Raw genomic sequence first — 19638 nt, 5'->3', positions numbered from 1 at the left:
GTGATAAACAGGGGGCAAGGGATGTTGCTGGAAAAAGTAAAACGTTTTCGATTGTCGGCGGTGGCTTACTGCCTGGCACTCAGTTTCGCTCCGCTGTTTACGGCGCAGGCCGACGAGCCTGCCGTGGTTCCGTCCGATAGCTCGGCTTTTCAAACCGACCGGCCAACGGAGCTGAATCAGCCTTTAGCGCAGTCTACGGCAACGGCGACAATGGCCGGCACGCTGCCAACCAATACTCCTGGCATGTCTGCCGCGCAAAGCCGTTCGCAGCTTAGCGCCGGGCTGCCTGCGGGCTACACGCCGGTTTACCTCAACGCGCTCTCGGCTTTTTATGCCGCCCGGGACATGAAACCCATGTGGGAAAATCGCGATGCGGTTAAAGCCTTCCAGCAGCAGCTGGCGGAAGTGGCAATCGCGGGTATCCAGCCGCAGTTTAACCAGTGGGTAGAGTTGCTGACCGATCCTGCAGTTAGCGGCATGGCGCGCGACGTGGTGCTTTCCGACGCCATGATGGGCTACCTGCAATTCGTCTCCGGGATCCCGGTTGACGGCAATCGCTGGCTTTACAGCACCACGCCGTACAAATTAAAAACGCCTCCGCTGTCGGTGATTAATCAGTGGCAGGTCGCTATCGACCAGGGCACGCTGGTCAACTTTATCGGCACTCTTGCACCTCAACACCCTCAATATGCGCAGTTGCATCAGTCTTTAATCCACCTGCTGGCCGATACCCGTCCGTGGCCGCAAATGACCGGCAAAGAGACCCTGAGGCCGGGGCAGTGGAGTAATGATATTGGTGCACTGAGGGAGATTCTGGCCCGCACAGGCATGCTGCAGGCTCAGTCTTCGGGGAACGCAGGTACGCTGGCCGAAGTGACGGTAAGCCCCTCTGCGATAAATGTGGATGAGCCAGCCGCAGCGGCCGGTAAGAAAAAACCGCAGGCCGCCCGCGGTGTTTACGATCGTAGCCTTGTGGAAGGGGTTAAACGCTTCCAGCAGTGGCAGGGGCTCGGGTCTGACGGGGCCATTGGGCAGCTCACCCGCGACTGGCTGAACGTGACGCCACAGCAGCGTGCCTCGCTGGTGGCGCTGAACATTCAACGCTTGCGCCTGCTGCCGGATAAGCTTGATACCGGCATTATGGTGAACATCCCCAACTATTCGCTGGTTTACTATCTGAACGGTAATGAAGCCCTGGCTTCACGCGTTATTGTTGGCCGTCCGGATCGCAAAACCCCGATGATGAGCAGCGCGCTGAATAATGTAGTGGTCAACCCGCCGTGGAACGTGCCGCCGACTCTGGCGCGCAAAGATCTCTTGCCGAAGGTGCGGCAGGACCCGGCTTATCTGGAGCGACATGGCTATAGCGTGATTCGCGGCTGGAGCAATAATGCCGAAACAATCGACCCGTGGCGCGTGGACTGGGCGACGATTACCGAAAGTAATCTGCCGTTCCGTTTCCAGCAAAAGCCGGGGACGCAAAACTCGCTTGGCCGCTATAAGTTCAACATGCCAAGCTCGGATGCCATCTACCTGCACGACACGCCAAACCATAACCTGTTCCAGAAAGAGGCCAGGGCGCTAAGCTCCGGCTGTGTGCGGGTGAATAAAGCGTCTGAACTGGCTAATATGCTGCTGCAGGATGCAGGCTGGAATGACTCGCGCATTTCAAGCACGCTTCAGGAAGGCAACACCAAATACGTGAACATCCGCCATAACATTCCGGTTAACCTTTATTACCTGACGGCGTTTGTCGGAAAAGATGGCCGCACCGAGTTTCGTACAGATATTTACAATTATGATCTCACCGCGCGATCTGGCGCACAAAACCTCGCAAAAGCCGGTTTATTAATCCGCTAAGCGCAACATTTCCAATGAATTAGTGGTCGTATAAAGTGTAAAACCCAGCCGGGCTCGCTACAGAGCCCGCTATTGCTGGGTTTTATCGCGCCTTGACTCACCGGATGCGGGCAGTTATGGTGCGTGGCAGTGCGCAAAAAGTGCATATTAAACCATCAATTTATTACTTGTAGACCTGGATATCATGGACAAATTTGACGCTAATCGCCGCAAGCTACTGGCTTTGGGAGGCGTGGCTTTCGGTGCCGCTCTCATGCCTTTGCCGTCGTTTGCCACCCTCTCGACGCCACGCCCGCGTATTTTGACTCTCAATAATCTGCATACCGGAGAGTCACTGAAAGCCGAGTTTTTTGACGGCAGAGGCTATATTCAGGATGAATTAGCAAGACTTAACCATTTCTTCCGGGATTACCGGGCGAACAAGATAAAATCCATCGATCCCTCGCTGTTTGACCAGCTTTACCGCCTGCAGGGGCTGCTGGGCACCAACAAGCCGGTGCAGCTGATTTCCGGCTACCGCTCTGTTGATACCAATAATGAACTGCGCGCCCACAGCCGCGGTGTGGCGAAGAAAAGCTACCATACTAAAGGCCAGGCGATGGACTTCCATATTGAAGGGGTTTCGTTAAGTAATATTCGCAAAGCAGCATTATCTATGCGCGCAGGTGGTGTAGGATACTACCCCAGCAGCGACTTTGTGCATATTGATACCGGGCCGGTAAGGCACTGGTAAAACAACGGAATCCGGCTTTTGTTGCCGGTAATGGAGCAGCATGAACTATCACATTATTCCGGTTACGGCTTTTGCCCAGAACTGTTCTTTAATTTGGTGCGAAGAAACGCAGCAGGCCGCGCTGGTGGACCCGGGTGGCGATGCGGCACGCATCAAGCAGGAAGTGGCGCAAAAAGGCGTAAAGGTCAGCCAGATATTACTGACCCACGGCCACCTTGACCACGTAGGCGCGGCGGCAGAGCTGGCTGCGGACTACGGCGTGCCGGTTATTGGCCCGGAAAAAGAAGATGAGTTCTGGCTGCAGGGACTGCCGCAGCAAAGCCGGATGTTTGGCCTCGACGAGTGCCAGCCTCTGACGCCTGACCGTTGGCTAAGCGAAGGTGAGAGCGTGTCCGTGGGGAATGTCACCTTGCAGGTGCTGCATTGCCCGGGGCATACGCCAGGCCATATCGTATTCTTCGATGAGGCTTCCCGCCTGCTGGTTTCCGGCGATGTCATTTTTAAAGGCGGAGTAGGGCGCAGCGACTTCCCGCGTGGCGACCATGCGGCGCTGATTGACTCAATCAAGCGCAAACTGCTGCCGCTGGGTGATGATGTGACCTTTATCCCCGGCCATGGCCCAATGTCTACTCTGGGCTACGAGCGTCTGAATAACCCGTTCTTACAGGACGAAATGCCGGTCTGGTAATTCGTTTCTCTGTAAAACAAAAAGAGCCGCGATTGCGGCTCTTTTGCTATCTGCTGCTCTTACAGCACGGCAACGATGGCTTCACACAGCGGCGCCATGTTGTCCGGCGTCATACCGGCAACGTTAACGCGGCCGGAAGCGACGGCGTAAACGCCAAACTCTTCGCGCAGGCGCAGCACCTGCTCTTTGGTCAAGCCGCTGAACGAGAACATCCCGTTCTGGTTGATGATAAAGCTGAAGTCGCGGTTAGCGCCTTTCTCCTGCAGGGTATTCACAAACAGCTGGCGCATGCGGTGGATACGCTGGCGCATATCGGTCAGCTCTTGCTCCCACATGGTACGCAGCGCGTCGTTGCTCAGAATCGTAGCTACCACGGATGCGCCGTGTGCCGGCGGGTTAGAGTAGTTGGCGCGGATCACGGATTTAACCTGGCTGAACGCACGATCCGCTGCGTCTGCCTCTGCGGCTACCAGAGTGAAGGCACCAACGCGCTCGTTGTACAGGCCGAAGTTCTTAGAGTAGGAGCTGGCAACCAGCAGTTCTTTGTGGCTGGCGGCAAAAATACGCAGGCCTTCGGCGTCTTCTTCCAGACCGCGGGCAAAGCCCTGGTAGGCGAAGTCAAACAGCGGCAACCAGCCTTTAGCCAGCGACATTTCGGCCAGCGTTTTCCACTGCTCGAAGGTCGGGTCGATACCGGTTGGGTTATGGCAGCAGCCGTGGAAAAGCACTACGTCACCGGCTTCAGCCGCCTGCAGGCTTGCAACCAGGCCGTCAAAGTCCAGGCTGTGGTTTTCCGCGTCATAGTACGCGTATTCTTTCACTTCCAGACCGGCGGAGTTAAACACGCTCTTATGGTTTGGCCAGCTTGGGTTGCTCACCCACACGCGTTTGGCGGAGGTGTTTTTAGCCAGGAAGTCGGCCGCTACGCGCAGCGCACCGGTGCCGCCAGGGGTTTGTGCAGTACGGGCGCGTTTCTCAGCGCTCAGCGCATTGCCTTTCCCGAACAGCAGCGCCTGAGTGCAAGTGCCAAATTCGGGAATGCCATCAATACCCAGATAGTTTTTGGTGGTCTCGTTTTCCAGCAGATACAGCTCTGCTTTTTTCACGCTTGTCAGCACCGGCGTTTTGCCGGTCTCGTCCTTATATACCCCGATGCCGAGGTTGATTTTAGTTGGACGGTCGTCGGCGCGAAACAGGTCGGCCAGACCAAGAATAGGATCGGCAGGGGCAGCGGTAATGTTCTCAAACATGACGGGTTCCATTAGTGATATCGGGGGAAATCGCTTTCAGGTTAACTGCTGTTTTACGAATTGCCAACCGTTTGCGACAAAAAGAAACGCTTAACGCTAACATCGGGTTTATTCTACTTTTTTGCCATAAAAAAACAGGGCCGAAGCCCTGTTTTTAAACGTTTCAGACAAACAAGTTGCTGAAATTAGAACTGGTAGGCCAGACCAACAGCTGCCTGGTCGTCAGTACCGATACCGTAGGTTTTCGCGCTGTAGTCGTTTTCATCCAGCAGGTTGAAGCGGTAATCAACATACACGTTCATGTTTTTGTTGAAGTAGTAAGTTGCGCCCAACTGAATGTATTTAGCCAGATCTGCTGAACTTTGTGCACCATTCAGGCTCTTACCTTTACTTTGTACGTAAGAGAGTGCTGGACGCAGACCGAAGTCGAATTGGTACTGTGCAACGGCTTCAAAGTTCTGAGTTTTGTTCGCCATTTCAGTGCCGGTGGTTGCACTGTCAACGATGGTCATGTTACGCGTTTCAGCATAAACAGTTGCCAGGTAGATGTTGTTCGCATCATATTTGGCACCGATAGCCCAGGATTCAGCATGCTTGCCGTTACCGTCACGGTTCTCTTGAGCATTAGTACGGTCAGAGTTGCTGTAGGCAGCAGACACGCCGAAGCCGCCAGCGAAGTCATAGGACGTTGAGTAAGCTACGCCATCACCGTTCTGCGCGTTGACGCTATGGTTATCCTGGTTTTTACCCTGGTACTGAACAGCAAAAGCCAGGCCATCAACCAGACCAAAGAAATTGGTGTTACGGTAAGTCAGCAGGCCACCCGCACGGCTGGTCATGTAGTTATCGGTGTATGCGCCACCCCAGGTTTCACCTGAGAAGTACGGTGCCATATCGGTATAGGATTCCACATCGTATACCACACCGTAGTTACGGCCGTAGTCCAGAGAACCAACGTCAGTGACTTTCAGGCCTGCAAATGCAACACGAGTGTTGCCTGCGCTCTGCTCGCCTTCTGCTTTGTTAGCGGCAACGCGATATTCCCACTGGCCATAACCGGTCAGATCGCTATTGATCTGAGTTTCACCTTTGAAGCCAATCTGGCCATAAGATGCGTCTTTGCTGCTGTTATCGCCATTACCTGAAGTTGTCCAGGAAGTACGGCCTACAGCTTTACCGTAAAAGTCCAGTTTGTTGCCGTTTTTGTTGTAGATTTCTGCAGCGTTAGCTGCACCGGCTACCAGCAGAGCAGGGATTACCACTGCCAGAATATTGCGCTTCATCATTATTTATTACCCTCATTGTGGTTTTTATGGACACCTGCCACTGCCGTCAATAATTCTTTACGGAACTATTGATGATAGTTTGGTGTCTTTCTGTATCTGTCTGGCATCTTTCCATCCATGAAACCGTTTCGCTAGCCTGAAAGTGCTACAAATGCGCACATTGAGTTTCAAAAAGAAAATATGTGTAACAATTTGTGTATTTGAGGGGACTTTGTGAACCATTTCAAATTTCGCTGTTTGCAACCCGGCAATGCGGGTTTTCTAAACATATATATATGAATTACTTATGTTTAATCCGCATAAAGCAAAATAAGCGCAAAAATCGATTTATAACTGTACGTTTTTTGACTTATTTTTGGACATCCAGATGTCTGAGCATAAAATAGACAATTGTGCTAAGCCTTCAGATGGCAAGCATATCCAGAGCATTGGAGCAACAATTTTGTGAATAATTGTGATGTGGAAACAGTTGGTAACTTGCTGGCGAGAGGATGGGGTTGAAATTGACGTTTGTTTAAGAATCGTTGAAGAAAAAATACTCTTTGTGGTGGGGCACAAAAAAGGCCAGCTGCTGCTGGCCTTTAGTAACAGTTAGAACTTAGAAGCTCGCGTTACGTGGAGTACGTGGGAACGGAATCACGTCTCTTACGTTCTGCACGCCGGTAACGTAGGCAATCAGGCGTTCGAAGCCGAGGCCGAAGCCGGAGTGCGGTACGGTGCCGTAGCGGCGCAGATCGCGGTACCACGAATAATCTTCTTTGTTCAGGCCCATTTCAGCCATGCGCGCGTCCAGCACGTCCAGGCGTTCTTCACGCTGGGAGCCACCGATGATTTCACCGATGCCAGGTGCCAGAACGTCCATCGCGGCGACGGTTTTCCCGTCTTCGTTAAGGCGCATATAGAAGGCCTTGATGTCCTTCGGATAGTTTTTCACGACTACCGGTGCCTTGAAGTGCTGTTCGGCCAGGTAACGCTCATGCTCGGACGAGAGATCGACGCCCCAGTAAACCGGGTTTTCGAACTTCTGGCCGCAGTTCAGCAGGATTTCAACCGCGTCGGTGTAATCCACCTGTGCGAAGTCTGCGGAAATGAAACGCTCCAGGCGTTCAATCGCTTCCTTATCTACGCGCTCGGCGAAGAACTGCATGTCGTCCATACGCTCTTCCAGCACCGCTTTGAAGACATACTTCAGCATGGCTTCCGCCAGGCCTGCTACGTCATTCAAATCGGCAAATGCAACTTCCGGCTCCAGCATCCAGAACTCAGCCAGGTGGCGGCTGGTGTTGGAGTTTTCCGCACGGAAAGTTGGGCCAAAGGTGTAAATTTTGGATAACGCACAGGCGTAGGTTTCGCCGTTCAGCTGGCCGGATACGGTCAGGAACGCTTCTTTACCGAAGAAGTCTTTATCGAAGTCCACTTTGCCTTCGGCGGTGCGCGGCAGGTTTTCCAGATCCAGCGTTGAAACGCGGAACATTTCGCCCGCGCCTTCGGTGTCGGAAGCGGTGATCAGCGGAGTAGATACCCAGAAGTAGCCGTTTTCATGGAAGAAACGGTGCAGCGCCTGAGCCAGAGTGTGGCGAACGCGAGCAACCGCGCCGATCATATTGGTGCGCGGGCGCAGGTGAGCCACTTCGCGCAGGTATTCGATGCTGTGGCGTTTTGCCGCCATCGGATAAGTATCCGGATCGTCAACCCAGCCGGTCACTTCAACTTTGCTGGCCTGTATTTCAAACGCCTGACCCTGGCCCTGAGACTCAACCACTTTACCGGTGACAACGACCGAGCAGCCGGTGGTCAGGCGCAGAACGTCTTCATTGTAATTGGGCAGAGAATTATTAATGACGGCCTGTACTGGAGAGAAGCAGGAACCGTCATAGACGGCGAGGAAGGAGATACCAGCTTTTGAATCTCTTCGAGTACGCACCCATCCGCGCACGGTGACTTCGCTGTCAACGGCGGCACGGCCCTGGAGTACGTCGGCTACAGGCACAACGCTCATAGTTTTCTCTCTATTAAATGGTCAATGACAAAAAAAATAGTAACCCATATAGGGGGGTTATCTATGTTACCTGTCACGCGCCATCAGACAAGCAGAATTCGCATTGCTTACGAAGAAATAAAGGAAAGGAAGGAAAGCGGCGAAGAGTCGGTTCACTCTTCGCCTGTTATCTCTGAATCAGCTGGCTTTTTTGACCAGCGGCAAATCAAACGCTTTGCGCAGGGCGCGCACGAAGGCTTTATCATGGCAGATGGTTTTGCCAGGGCTGTCGGAAAGCTTGGCAACCGGTTTGCCGTTGCACTCCACCAGCTTAATCACGATGTTCAGCGGCTTAACCTGAGGAATATCGCAGGTAAGGCGGGTGCCGATGCCGAAGCTCAGATTAACCCGCGCGGAGAAGTGGCGATACAGCTCCACCGCCTTGTTTAAATCCAGGTTGTCGGAAAACACCAGCACTTTGCTGAGCGGGTCGATCCCCTGCTTCATATAGTGAGCGATAGCTTTCTCGCCCCATTCTACCGGGTCGCCGGAGTCGTGGCGCAGTCCCTGATAGCGGGTGGCAAACTCGTGACCGAAATCGCGCAGGAAGGCATCCATAGTAATGCAGTCGGTAAGCGCAATGCCCAGTTGGTCCGGATATTCATCAAGCCACGCCTGCAGCGCCGCCCGCTGGCTATTGGCCAGCACCGGGCTAATTTGCTGATGCGCCTGGAACCATTCGTGGGCCTGAGTGCCCATCGGTGTGAGATCCAAACGGCGGGCAAGATCGTAATTGCTGGTGCCGATAAACCACGGCTCCTGCTTCAGGCGTTCGACGATGGCTTGCTGCACTTCACGGGAGAAGCGGCGGCGAGTGCCGAAGTCCATCAGGCGGAAGCGGGAAAGATCCAGCCCGGAAGTCAGAGTATTGAATTCGCTGAGCTTGCTCTCAAGATGATCGAGCGCCTTCTGCGGCGTCACGCCGGGCGCGCGATGTTGATGAACAACTTCGCTAATCACCGCCAGCAGCGGAACCTCCCACATAATCACTTCTCGCCACGGCCCGCTCAGGCGGATATCTAAGTGGCCATTATTATTGGTCACCTGAACCTGGGAAGGGTCGTAACGGAAGTTGCGCAACCAGTCGAGATAGTCGGCCTTAAAAAAGGGCAGGCTTTTTAGCCAGTGAAACTCTTCGTCACTGAGGCGCAGATGCTGCATAGCAGCCACCTGGTCACGAATAGCGTCAGCATGAATGCCCAGCAGATCGTCACCGCGGCAGCGGAATTCCGCCGCGACGTCAACGTCGTAATAGCGGTGAAAAACAGCTTGCTGCATATGAAGCTTATAGGCATCAGTATCCAGCAGCGTTTGCAAAATCGGGGAAGCGTGTCGTGTCATGGCGCGTTTCAGCATCCTCTCACAGGAGCGTTTCCATCAGGTCCGGGCAAATAAAGACGCGGGAGTATACCCTGATTATCTGTTTATTGAAGCAGGATCACAACATATGGCAGGGGAAGGGGGGATGGCAATTTGTGCCGCATAGGCCAAAAGCCGGGTACAATGCCTTGAATCACCTGATGTTTAGGGTACTAAACAAAATGTGCGGCAACAGGATCAGCGCCGTCTTTACCTGCGCCATTAAGCCGGAGGAGACAGTCCTTGCGCCGCTAATATTTTTTTTGCATCACATGCGAAAGATGAAGATTCTGCGTGGCAACATTCCGGCAACAGGAATAGACTGAAGCTCGTTATCTTACGGACGATGTATAAGGTTTTTTATGACACAACAGCCACAAGCCAAATACCGCCACGACTACCGTGCAGCGGATTATACGATAACCGATATCGATTTGACCTTTGACCTGGATGCCGAAAAAACTCGGGTCACCGCCATCAGTAAAATTACCCGCCAGGGCGCTGCCGATGCACCGCTTCATCTGGACGGGGAAGACCTTACCCTTATTTCTATCGACGTAAACGGCACCGCCTGGCAGCATTATCGTCAGGAAGAGGGCGCCCTGATTCTGGAACAACTGCCGGACAGCTTTACGCTGACCATCGTTAACGAAATTAGCCCGGCGAGCAATACCGCGCTGGAAGGGCTGTATCAGTCCGGCGAGGCGCTGTGTACCCAGTGTGAAGCCGAAGGTTTCCACCATATTACCTGGTATCTCGACCGCCCGGACGTGCTGGCGCGCTTTACCACGAAAGTGATTGCCGATAAGAGCAAATACCCTTATCTGCTGGCCAACGGCAACCGCATTGCCGAAGGCGAACTGGAGAATGGCCGTCACTGGGTGCAGTGGCAGGATCCGTTCCCAAAACCTTGCTATCTGTTTGCCCTGGTCGCAGGCGATTTCGACGTGCTGCGCGATAGCTTTAAAACCCGTTCAGGCCGCGATGTTGCGCTGGAGCTGTTCGTGGACCGCGGCAATCTCGATCGTGCCGACTGGGCGATGACCTCCCTGAAAGCCTCGATGAAATGGGATGAAACCCGTTTTGGCCTCGAATACGACCTCGACATCTATATGATTGTCGCCGTCGACTTCTTTAATATGGGCGCAATGGAAAATAAAGGGCTGAACATTTTCAACTCTAAATACGTCCTGGCCCGCGCTGAAACCGCAACCGATAAAGATTACCTCGATATCGAGCGCGTTATCGGCCATGAATATTTCCATAACTGGACCGGCAACCGCGTGACCTGCCGCGACTGGTTCCAGCTCAGCCTGAAAGAAGGCCTGACGGTATTCCGCGACCAGGAGTTTAGCTCTGACCTCGGTTCCCGTGCGGTAAACCGCATTCAGAACGTGCGCACCATGCGCGCGATGCAGTTCGCCGAAGACGCCAGCCCGATGGCGCACCCGATTCGCCCGGACAAAGTTATTGAGATGAATAACTTCTACACCCTGACGGTGTATGAAAAAGGTTCCGAAGTGATTCGTATGCTCCACACTCTGCTCGGAGAAGAGAACTTCCAGAAAGGGATGCAGCTCTACTTCGAACGCCACGACGGCAGCGCAGCAACTTGCGATGACTTTGTGCAGGCGATGGAAGATGCTTCCAACGTTGACCTGTCGCACTTCCGCCTCTGGTATAGCCAGGCGGGTACGCCGGTGGTAACGGTTCGCGACGACTACAACCCGGAAACCGAGCAGTACACGCTTACCATCAGCCAGATGACGCCGCCGACCGCGGAACAGCAGGAAAAACATCCGCTGCACATTCCGTTTGATATCGAGCTGTACGACAACGAAGGCAAGGTTATTCCGCTACAAAAGGATGGCCACCCGGTACATCATGTGCTGAACGTGACCCAGGCCGAGCAGACCTTCGTCTTCGATAACGTTTACTTCCAGCCTGTACCTTCTCTGCTGCGCGAATTCTCTGCGCCGGTGAAGCTTGAGTACAAATGGAGCGACCAGCAGCTGACCTTCCTGATGCGCCACGCGCGTAACGATTTTTCTCGTTGGGATGCGGCGCAGAGCCTGCTCGCGACCTATATCAAGATTAACGTTAACCGCAGCCAGCAGGGCCAGCCGCTTTCGCTGCCGCTGCACGTAGCGGACGCCTTCCGCGCCATTCTGCTGGATGAGAAAATCGACCCGGCGCTGGCCGCTGAGATCCTGACTCTGCCTTCACAGAACGAAATTGCCGAGCTGTTCCAGACCATCGACCCGCTGGCGATTGCGGAAGTTCACGGCGCGCTGACCCGCACGCTGGCGTCGGAGCTGGCGGACGAATTCCTCGCCATATACAACGCCAACAAGCTGGAGAGCTATCGCGTTGATCACGGCGATATCGGCAAGCGCGCGCTGCGTAATACCTGCCTGCGCTACCTGGCATTTGGTGATGCTGAACTGGCAGAACAGCTGGTGCGTGAGCAGTACCAGCAGGCGGATAACATGACCGATTCCATCGCCGCGCTGTCCGCCGCCGTGGCCGCTCAGCTGCCGTGCCGCGACGAGCTTCTGGCTCACTATGATGAGAAGTGGCACAAAGATGGCCTGGTGATGGACAAATGGTTTGTGTTGCAGGCGACCAGCCCGGCGAGCAATACGTTGAGCAAGGTTCGCGAGCTGCTGAATCATCGCTCGTTCAGCCTGGGCAACCCAAACCGCGTGCGCTCCCTGATTGGTGCCTTTGCGGCCAGCAATCCGGCGGCGTTCCACGCCAAAGACGGCAGCGGTTATCAGTTTATGGTGGAAATGCTCACCGAGCTGAACAGCCGTAACCCGCAAATTGCCTCGCGCCTGGTTGAGCCGTTGATTCGCCTGAAGCGTTACGATGCCGAACGTCAGAGCAAGATGCGTGCGGCGCTGGAACATCTGAAAGGGCTGGAGAACCTCTCCGGGGATCTGTTCGAGAAGATAGCTAAAGCGCTGGCTTAATCTTTGCCCCTCACCCCGTGTCTCCGGTATATACGCAGGGAGAAGGCTGGGGTGAGAGTATAAACTTAGCCGGTGCGCACCTCGCGTACCGGTTCTTCCGTACTTCGCTTCATCACTCTTGCCAGTACCTCCGCCTCAAGTTCGGCAAGCTTCACCGACCCCAGCCGTCGCGGGCGCGGTAAATCTACCGTCAAATCCAAACCAATCTTGCCTTCTTCTATCAGCAGCACCCGGTCGGCCATTGCCACCGCCTCGCTAACATCGTGGGTAACCAGCAGAACGGTAAAGCCGTGCTCTTGCCAAAGGGAGACGATCAGCTCCTGCATTTCAATGCGGGTTAACGCATCCAGCGCGCCGAGCGGCTCATCGAGCAGCAGCAGGCGGGGGCGGTGGATTAGCGTGCGTGCCAGGGCGACGCGCTGTTTTTGCCCGCCTGAAAGCGCTGCGGGCCACTCGGAGGCTCGGTTTTCAAGGCCCACTGCGGCCAGAGCATCAAGCGCTGCGTCATGCCAGCTGCCTTTAAGCCCAAGCCCGACATTATCGATAACCGTTTTCCAAGGCAGCAGCCTGTCGTCCTGAAACATCAGGCGCGTATCGTCCTGGCTGTCGCGCAGCGGCGCGTTACCGGCCAGCAGCGAACCGCCGCCGGGCTTCTCCAGCCCGGCAAGCAGACGCAGGAGGGTGCTTTTCCCCCCGCCGCTGCGCCCGACTACCGCCACGAACTGCCCGGCCGGTATTCGCAGTTCCAGCTGGTTGAGTATGGTTTTATCGCCGTAACTTTTACTCACGTTGCTAAGCAGCAGCGGCGTACCCTGGTTTAAACGAGCAGTACTCATGCCGTTTCCTCCTTTAATTGATAAGCCGGATGCCAGCGCAGCCAGACACGTTCCAGCAGCTGGGCGCTAATATCGGCGAGCTTGCCGAGCAGGGCGTAAAGAATAATGGCGACGACAACAACGTCGGTTTGCAGGAATTCCCGGGCGTTCATCGCCAGATAGCCAATCCCTGAGTTAGCGGAGATAGTTTCTGCGACAATCAGCGTCAGCCACATCAGCCCGAGCGCAAAACGCACGCCCACCATAATCGACGGCAAAGCGCCGGGCAGGATAACGTGAGTAAACAGGCTAAAGCCCGACAGGCCATAGCTGCGCGCCATTTCCAGCAGCCCGCGGTCGATATTACGGATGCCGTGCCAGGTGTTGATATAAATCGGGAACAGCGTACCCAGCGCCACGAGGAAAATCTTTGCGCTCTCATCGATGCCGAACCAGAGGATAACCAGCGGGATCAGCGCCAGATGAGGGACGTTACGCAGCATCTGAATCGAGCTATCCAGCAGGCGCTCGCCCCAGCGCGAAAGCCCGCTTATCAGGCCGAGAGCCAGCCCCAACGAACCGCCGATGCTAAAGCCTACCAGCGCACGCCAGGAGCTGATCGCCAGATGTTGCCACAGCTCGCCGCTGGCTGAGAGGCTCCAGAACGCCTGCACCACGCCCTCCGGAGAGGGCAAAATGCGGGTAGAAAGCCAGCCGACGGAAGAGGCTAACTGCCAGAGGACGACTATGGTTATCGGCAAGCCCCACGGTGCGAGCCGCAGCAGCAGTTTGCGAGTAGATGCTTTCATCTTTCCCCCTAGCTTTGCGCCACTTTACGCGGAATAAAATCGTTAGCGACGACCTCGCCTTTTTCCTGCACCTGGCGGGGCTGTGGGATTTCAGGGATAGCAACATCGAGATGCGGGAACAGCAGCTCTCCGGCCCGGTAGACTTCTTCCAGATGCGGGTAGCCGGAGAGGATAAAGCTGTCGATGCCCAGCTCTGCATATTCATTAATCCGGGCGGCAACCGTTGGCCCGTCGCCAACCAGCGCCGTACCGGCACCGCCGCGAACCAGCCCGACTCCAGCCCAAAGATTTGGGCTTATTTCCAGCTTGTCGCGTTTGCCTCCGTGCAGGGCAGCCATGCGGTGCTGGCCTACCGAATCGCTGCGGGCAAATGCGGCCTGGGCTTTGGCAATCGTCAGGTCATCGAGATGGGAAATCAGGCGATTGGCCGCCTGCCATGCCTCTTGTGTTGTTTCGCGGACAATAACATGCAGACGAATGCCGAAACGTACCTGTCGGCCCTGTGCGGCCGCTTTAGCGCGTACCTGTTCAATTTTTTCTTTCACCAGATGCGGCGGTTCGCCCCAGGTCAAATAGAGGTCAACCTGCTCGGCGGCCAGATCTTGAGCCGCGTCCGAAGAGCCGCCAAAATAAAGCGGCGGGCGGGGCTGCTGCACCGGAGGGTAGAGCAGCTTCGCGCCCTTAACCTTGATATGTTTTCCTTCGTAGTCGACGGTTTCACCTTCCAGCACGCGACGCCAGATGCGGGTAAATTCCGCCGAAGCTTCATAGCGCTCTTCATGATTGAGGAACACACCTTCGCCTTCCAGCTCTTCGGCATCGCCGCCCGTGACCAGGTTAAACAGCGCTCGCCCGTTGGAAAGGCGATCCAGCGTAGCCGCCTGGCGGGCTGCAAGGGTGGGAGAGACTACGCTCGGGCGCAGCGCCACCAGAAACTTGAGGCGCTGGGTAACCGGGATCATCGAAGCCGCGACCAGCCAGGCATCCTCACAGGAACGCCCTGTGGGGATCAAAACGCCGGTAAAGCCAAGCCTGTCGGCGGCCTGGGCGATTTGCTGCAAATAAGCGTAATCCACCGGGCGAGCGCCTTCATTACTGCCCAAATAGTGACCGTCGCCGTGGGTCGGCAGAAACCAGAACAGATTAAGACTCATGATTTAGCTCCTTGTGTCGTCGCGGCGCGCTGCCAGACTCGGGTGCGGATATCGACTTTCTTTGGCACCAGGCGGTTGTCGTAAAACAGGTCGGCGGTATTTTGCTGCTTTGCAGCGGTGTCTTCATTTACCGGGGTAATGGCTGAAGGAGGGCGGTGATCTAAATAACTGCTAATGACCGCTTCCGGCAGCCCCATGGTTTTTGCCAGCAGCGTGACGCTTTCGGCGCGCCGGGTACGGGTCAGCTCGTCGGCATCGCTAAAGGCTTTCAGTACCTGTTGAAGGAAGGCGCCGTTCGCTTCGGCATAGGGGCGGGCAGCAAGGTAGAACGAGCCGGTTTGATTAAGCTTACTGCCGTCCGCCAGTACACGAACGCCGCCGTTCAGCAGCGCGGCCGAGTAATACGGGTCCCAGATGGCCCAGGCGTCTACGTTACCCTGCTGAAAAGCGGCTCTGGCATCGGCGGGGGTGAGATAAGCGGGCTGGATATCTGAAAATTTCAACCCTGCCTGCTGCAACGCCCGCAGCACTAGGTTATGAGAGCTGGAGCCTTTCTGGAAGGCCACTTTGTGCCCCTTCAGGTCGGCAACGCTTTTCAGCGGGCTGTTTTCCGGCACCAGAATGACCTCGGCCTGAGGCTTTGGCGGCTCGGAACCGACATAAACCAGATCCGCTCCGGCGGCCTGGGCGAAGATCGGCGGAATATCGCCGGTGCTGCCTAGATCAATGCTGCCGACGTTAAGCGCCTCAAGCATTTGCGGCCCGGCGGGAAACTCGACCCAGGAGACTTTTGTATTAGGGTAACGTTGCTCCAGCAACTGGTGGCTTTTTGCCAGCACCATGCTGACCGAGCCTTTCTGATAGCCGATGCGCAGTTGCTCCGGGCCGCTCTCTGCCGCGTTGCTATAGGCGGAAAACGCGATCATGCCTGCAAAGAGCAGCCACGGGGAGCGACGTTTCAGTGAATTAAACATGGGTCACCCCCTGACGGCTGAAAGGGGAAGGGACGGCAATATCGCGGCGATGAAGCGCCTGCCAGAAGGTCTCCAGCGAATCGTCGAGGCGTTTTTGCAGGTTCGCCGTAAACTGCGGCTTATGCTGGTAGTCGGTTACCTGGCCGTCGTCGGCAAACACGCCGTGCAGAATTTCCTGGGCTTTGAGCGCGTTAAGCACCGGCTTGAGGGCGTAGTCCACCGCCAGCATATGGGCGACGGTGCCGCCCGTAGCCAAAGGAAGCACGACTTTTTTCTCGAGCGCGCGCTCCGGTAGCAGGTCGAGCAGCGTTTTCAGGGCGCCGGAAAATGAAGCTTTATAGACGGGAGTGGCAATGATCAGTCCGTCGGCGGTGCTGAGCTGTTCGATAAGCGCCAGCAGGGCCGGGCTATCAAACCGGGCGTAGAGCAGGTCCTCGGGGGAGAAGTTTTGCAGATGCCAGTGGTAAACCTCGACATCGAGGGCGCTCAGTTTCTCCCGAGCATATTCCAGCAGCGAGCTGGAACGGGACGGATAGCGGGGGCTGCCGGCCAGGGTAATTACACGCATCACGACTCCTTATAACCAATTGTTCGTTTTTATCTAACATTGATAACAATTAGCTTGATAGTCGCAGAGCCGTTTTATTCCACTAAGTGATTTTTCCGGGATAGATTTGCAAAAAAGCGCATATCGCAAGGGAGGAAAGAAAACGTTTGCCTCTATTCAGGCTTTTTTGCCGCAGGTCAATTCCAATCCCTGCCCGGATGGTGAATAATAGCGCCCCGGTCTGCACACCGGGAATCCAGGAGAGTTCATGTACTACCCCTTCGTTCGTAAAGCCCTTTTTCAGCTCGATCCAGAGCGCGCCCATGAGTTCACTTTTCAGCAATTACGTCGCGTATCCGGCACGCCCTTCGAACGTCTGGTTCGCCAGAACGTGCCGTCAAAACCCGTCAGCTGCATGGGGTTAACCTTTAAGAACCCGCTGGGTCTGGCCGCAGGTCTGGACAAAAATGGCGAATGCATCGACGCTTTTGGCGCCATGGGCTTTGGCTCTATCGAGATAGGCACCGTAACGCCGCGCCCTCAGCCGGGGAACGACAAGCCGCGTATTTTCCGCCTGGTAGAGGCAGAAGGGCTGATTAACCGCATGGGCTTTAATAATCTCGGGGTGGATAACCTGGTCGAAAATGTAAAAAAAGCGCATTTCGACGGCATCCTCGGGATTAATATTGGCAAGAATAAAGACACGCCGGTTGAGCAGGGAGCAGATGATTATCTGACCTGTATGGATAAGATTTATCCGTATGCGGGTTATATAGCGATTAATATTTCTTCGCCGAACACTCCAGGATTACGCACGCTGCAATATGGTGAAGCGCTGGACAGTCTTTTAAGCGCCATAAAAAATAAGCAGCAGGAGCTGCAAGCGATCCATCATAAATATGTTCCAGTGGCGGTGAAGATCGCCCCGGATCTTTCTGTAGAAGAATTGATCCAGGTGGCAGATAGTTTAGTTCGCCATAATATTGATGGGGTCATTGCGACCAATACTACTTTGGATCGTAGCCTTGTTCAGGGCATGAAACATTGCGACGAAACCGGTGGTTTAAGCGGGCGTCCGGTACAGTTAAAAAGTACCGAAATTATTCGTATGCTGGCGCAGGAATTAAATGGCCGGTTACCTATTATCGGCGTCGGCGGTATTGATTCAGTGATTGCCGCTCGTGAGAAGATTGCCGCCGGTGCGACGCTGGTGCAAATATACTCCGGGTTCATTTTTAAAGGCCCACCGCTGATTAAAGAAATCGTTACCCACCTCTAAGCATTTACCTTTTGCAAACAACCAGGGCTTTATTTTCGGCTCTGGTTGTTTTATATTCCGCTACTGTTGCTAATTTAAACATATTGGTCTTTTATTAATATGGTGAGAATTTGAGTGGCAATTCAGATGCGGGATAAATGAAGGGTAAGCAATATGCGGATAAAACCGGACGATAATTGGCGTTGGTATTTCGATGAAGAGCACGATCGAATGATGCTCGATTTGGCCAATGGAATGCTGTTCCGTTCGCGTTTCCCTCGTAAAATGTTGACTCCCGATGCCTTTGAAAACACAGGATTTTGTGTTGACGATGCGGCGCTTTATTTCTCGTTTGAAGAAAAATGTCGTGATTTAGCGCTGGAGAATGAACAGCGCGCCGAACTGGTGCTGAACGCGCTGGTAGCGATCCGTTTCCTGAAACCGCAAATGCCAAAAAGCTGGCACTTTGTCTCCCACGGCGAATGCTGGCAGCCGATGACGGGCGACGGCGCCTGCGTCTGGATTAGCGAAGATATGCAGCAGGTGAATCTGCTGGTGGTTGAAACCGGCGATAACGCCGCGCTTTGCCTGCTTGCGCAGCCAGGATTAATACTGGCGGGGCGTACGATGCAGTTGGGCGATGCGATCAAAGTGATGAACGATCGGCTCAGGCCGCAGCCGATCTCAGGTAACCTCAGCCTCGATCAGGCCGTTTAACGCGGCGCTACGCTAACATTCCCCGCAGGTACGCAGCTACAGCACAGGATCGTACCGTCTGTGCCGATCGATCCTTTCTTTAAAGCTTTTACTTCGCCGTCCACCAGACGAATGCGGCAGTTGCCGCAGATCCCGGCCCGGCAGGAATAAGGCACGCGAATACCCTGGCCTTCCAGCTGTTCCAGCAGGATTTGCTGATTATTCCCCTGGAAGCTTTGCCCGGCCCAGTCAATGGTGACGCTGCTTGCTGGCTGGCTCACCGGCTCAAGGTTTTCGACAACTTCGCCCGGACCATAAACGTTAGCAGGTTTATTGGCGAGTACTTCCAGCTCGTCGCCCACGCGCACGATACCGCTATTGCGGGCAATTAAATTCTGGCCAAAATCTACCGCGCCACTGTTATCCTGCGCGGTGCGGAAGTTTTGCAGGGTTTTCAGCGGTTCGCCGCTTGGGTGTTTGCGGCCACGCTCCGGGCTAACGGTGGTAAAGATACAGCGGCTACAGGGCCTGATAACGTCGAAGATGACGCCGCCGATGCGCACCACTTTCCAGGTATCCTCGGCCCATGCCGGTGCGCCGGTCACTACCAGGTTAGGGCGGAACTGGATCATTTGTACGCTGGCAGGGCAGCGGTTTTGCAAATCCCGCAGCGAAGCTTCGTTGGTCAGCAGATACGGAAAACCGTCGGCAAACGACAGCGGAACCTCTTCATGGCGTTTGACCCGACGAGTTGGCGACTCCCCAACCCAGCGCAGCTGAACCTGGCGCGAGAAAAAGCCGCTCAGCCACTGGTTAATCTCGTCGGGGGCGATAAGCGCGGTAAAATGCGTTCCCCAAACTTCGGTTGCCGCAGGCTCCGCAGAGAAATCGGCGAAGCGTATACTGGCCGAGCTGCCGTCCGGCGCTGACAGATAAAGGCCGTCGTGGGTAAACGCGGGAGTGAACAGCACCATCTGCGGATGCTGGCGGGCTGTAATAAAGGTGCCATCAAGTTCGGTAAGCATAAAAATGCGGTCGAATGCCAGGCCGGTGGCGGTTGCATTCGCGTAGGAGAGCGCCATTCCGCGCATTGATTTTACCGGATGAATAAAGAGTTGAGACAAAGTAATCACGGTGCCCTCCGTGGGAAGTAAATTAAGAGGGGCAACTTTATGACATGCGTGCCGGATTAGCTA

General features: G+C 54.9%; 16 protein-coding genes. 6 read left to right on the top strand and 10 right to left on the bottom strand.

Annotation, left to right across the window (positions count from 1 at the left end; all coding sequences use genetic code 11):
• Nucleotides 1-21: 21 nt before the first annotated feature.
• From ldtD to FOC35_RS01425, 3 genes are all read left to right on the top strand, one after another.
• Complete coding sequence (ldtD, locus tag FOC35_RS01435) at nucleotides 22-1860, top strand: L,D-transpeptidase (protein WP_172567932.1); 1839 nt, start codon at nucleotides 22-24, stop codon at nucleotides 1858-1860.
• A 184-nt stretch (nucleotides 1861-2044) separates the two neighbouring features.
• Nucleotides 2045-2593, top strand: coding sequence for a YcbK family protein (locus FOC35_RS01430; RefSeq protein WP_016535637.1), 549 nt, complete (start codon nucleotides 2045-2047; stop codon nucleotides 2591-2593).
• A 40-nt stretch (nucleotides 2594-2633) separates the two neighbouring features.
• Nucleotides 2634-3281 carry an MBL fold metallo-hydrolase gene (locus FOC35_RS01425; protein WP_016535638.1) on the top strand — a complete coding sequence of 216 codons (648 nt, stop codon included), beginning with the start codon at nucleotides 2634-2636 and terminating at the stop codon, nucleotides 3279-3281.
• Nucleotides 3282-3340: 59 nt separating this feature from the next.
• Here FOC35_RS01425 and FOC35_RS01420 read toward each other — a convergent pair whose 3' ends face one another.
• From FOC35_RS01420 to pncB, 4 genes are all read right to left on the bottom strand, one after another.
• Nucleotides 3341-4531, bottom strand: coding sequence for an amino acid aminotransferase (locus FOC35_RS01420; RefSeq protein ID WP_039898046.1), 1191 nt, complete (start codon nucleotides 4529-4531; stop codon nucleotides 3341-3343).
• Nucleotides 4532-4716: 185 nt separating this feature from the next.
• A complete protein-coding gene (locus tag FOC35_RS01415; protein ID WP_016535641.1) occupies nucleotides 4717-5817 on the bottom strand; it encodes a porin in 1101 nt (366 codons plus the stop codon).
• A 598-nt stretch (nucleotides 5818-6415) separates the two neighbouring features.
• A complete protein-coding gene (asnS, locus tag FOC35_RS01410; RefSeq protein ID WP_016535642.1) occupies nucleotides 6416-7816 on the bottom strand; it encodes an asparagine--tRNA ligase in 1401 nt (466 codons plus the stop codon).
• Between the two features lie 177 nt (nucleotides 7817-7993).
• Nucleotides 7994-9196, bottom strand: a complete 1203-nt coding sequence (gene pncB, locus FOC35_RS01405) for a nicotinate phosphoribosyltransferase (protein ID WP_172567931.1) — start codon at nucleotides 9194-9196, stop codon at nucleotides 7994-7996.
• A 380-nt stretch (nucleotides 9197-9576) separates the two neighbouring features.
• On the opposite strand from pncB, the gene pepN reads away from it, so the two are divergent.
• Entirely contained in the window at nucleotides 9577-12189 is a 2613-nt protein-coding gene (pepN, locus tag FOC35_RS01400; RefSeq protein ID WP_016535645.1) for an aminopeptidase N, read from the top strand.
• Nucleotides 12190-12254: 65 nt separating this feature from the next.
• Here the strand turns inward: pepN and ssuB are convergent, their stop codons facing one another.
• From ssuB to ssuE, 5 genes are read right to left on the bottom strand one after another with little or no spacing between them, the layout of a single operon-like run.
• Complete coding sequence (gene ssuB, locus FOC35_RS01395; protein WP_172567930.1) at nucleotides 12255-13025, bottom strand: aliphatic sulfonates ABC transporter ATP-binding protein; 771 nt, start codon at nucleotides 13023-13025, stop codon at nucleotides 12255-12257.
• The gene (ssuC, locus tag FOC35_RS01390) at nucleotides 13022-13813 is read right to left on the bottom strand and encodes an aliphatic sulfonate ABC transporter permease SsuC (protein WP_016535647.1); all 792 of its coding nucleotides are present in this window, start codon (nucleotides 13811-13813) and stop codon (nucleotides 13022-13024) included. The genes ssuB and ssuC overlap by 4 nt, the downstream gene beginning before the upstream one ends.
• Before the next feature lie 8 nt (nucleotides 13814-13821).
• Entirely contained in the window at nucleotides 13822-14967 is a 1146-nt protein-coding gene (gene ssuD, locus FOC35_RS01385; protein WP_172567929.1) for an FMNH2-dependent alkanesulfonate monooxygenase, read from the bottom strand.
• Complete coding sequence (locus FOC35_RS01380; RefSeq protein ID WP_172567928.1) at nucleotides 14964-15941, bottom strand: sulfonate ABC transporter substrate-binding protein; 978 nt, start codon at nucleotides 15939-15941, stop codon at nucleotides 14964-14966. Before FOC35_RS01380 ends, ssuD begins: the two co-directional genes overlap by 4 nt.
• On the bottom strand, nucleotides 15934-16509 hold the full coding sequence (gene ssuE, locus FOC35_RS01375; protein ID WP_172567927.1) for an NADPH-dependent FMN reductase: 576 nt from the start codon (nucleotides 16507-16509) through the stop codon (nucleotides 15934-15936). Before ssuE ends, FOC35_RS01380 begins: the two co-directional genes overlap by 8 nt.
• 247 nt (nucleotides 16510-16756) lie before the next feature.
• Here ssuE and pyrD point away from each other — a divergent pair, with 247 nt between their 5' ends.
• Both pyrD and zapC read left to right on the top strand, forming a co-directional pair.
• The gene (gene pyrD / locus FOC35_RS01370) at nucleotides 16757-17767 is read left to right on the top strand and encodes a quinone-dependent dihydroorotate dehydrogenase (RefSeq protein WP_039898047.1); all 1011 of its coding nucleotides are present in this window, start codon (nucleotides 16757-16759) and stop codon (nucleotides 17765-17767) included.
• 153 nt (nucleotides 17768-17920) lie between these two features.
• A complete protein-coding gene (zapC, locus tag FOC35_RS01365; RefSeq protein WP_016535653.1) occupies nucleotides 17921-18463 on the top strand; it encodes a cell division protein ZapC in 543 nt (180 codons plus the stop codon).
• Here zapC and FOC35_RS01360 read toward each other — a convergent pair.
• Nucleotides 18460-19575, bottom strand: coding sequence for a YcbX family protein (locus FOC35_RS01360; protein WP_172567926.1), 1116 nt, complete (start codon nucleotides 19573-19575; stop codon nucleotides 18460-18462). The two genes, zapC and FOC35_RS01360, sit on opposite strands and share 4 nt — an antisense overlap.
• Nucleotides 19576-19638 lie beyond the last annotated feature (63 nt).

The organism is Cedecea sp. FDAARGOS_727, from assembly GCF_012273235.1.
Lineage (GTDB): Bacteria > Pseudomonadota > Gammaproteobacteria > Enterobacterales > Enterobacteriaceae > Cedecea > Cedecea davisae.
The sequence above is the reverse complement of the archived record's forward strand: the minus strand, read 5'-3'. Positions and strand labels throughout refer to the sequence as shown.

Coding starts and splice junctions, on each gene's coding strand:
- ldtD (WP_172567932.1), top strand. CDS start 22: ATGTTGCTGGAAAAAGTAAAACGTTTTCGATTGTCGGCGGTGGCTTAC.
- FOC35_RS01430 (WP_016535637.1), top strand. CDS start 2,045: ATGGACAAATTTGACGCTAATCGCCGCAAGCTACTGGCTTTGGGAGGC.
- FOC35_RS01425 (WP_016535638.1), top strand. CDS start 2,634: ATGAACTATCACATTATTCCGGTTACGGCTTTTGCCCAGAACTGTTCT.
- FOC35_RS01420 (WP_039898046.1), bottom strand. CDS start 4,531: ATGTTTGAGAACATTACCGCTGCCCCTGCCGATCCTATTCTTGGTCTG.
- FOC35_RS01415 (WP_016535641.1), bottom strand. CDS start 5,817: ATGATGAAGCGCAATATTCTGGCAGTGGTAATCCCTGCTCTGCTGGTA.
- asnS (WP_016535642.1), bottom strand. CDS start 7,816: ATGAGCGTTGTGCCTGTAGCCGACGTACTCCAGGGCCGTGCCGCCGTT.
- pncB (WP_172567931.1), bottom strand. CDS start 9,196: ATGACACGACACGCTTCCCCGATTTTGCAAACGCTGCTGGATACTGAT.
- pepN (WP_016535645.1), top strand. CDS start 9,577: ATGACACAACAGCCACAAGCCAAATACCGCCACGACTACCGTGCAGCG.
- ssuB (WP_172567930.1), bottom strand. CDS start 13,025: ATGAGTACTGCTCGTTTAAACCAGGGTACGCCGCTGCTGCTTAGCAAC.
- ssuC (WP_016535647.1), bottom strand. CDS start 13,813: ATGAAAGCATCTACTCGCAAACTGCTGCTGCGGCTCGCACCGTGGGGC.
- ssuD (WP_172567929.1), bottom strand. CDS start 14,967: ATGAGTCTTAATCTGTTCTGGTTTCTGCCGACCCACGGCGACGGTCAC.
- FOC35_RS01380 (WP_172567928.1), bottom strand. CDS start 15,941: ATGTTTAATTCACTGAAACGTCGCTCCCCGTGGCTGCTCTTTGCAGGC.
- ssuE (WP_172567927.1), bottom strand. CDS start 16,509: ATGCGTGTAATTACCCTGGCCGGCAGCCCCCGCTATCCGTCCCGTTCC.
- pyrD (WP_039898047.1), top strand. CDS start 16,757: ATGTACTACCCCTTCGTTCGTAAAGCCCTTTTTCAGCTCGATCCAGAG.
- zapC (WP_016535653.1), top strand. CDS start 17,921: ATGCGGATAAAACCGGACGATAATTGGCGTTGGTATTTCGATGAAGAG.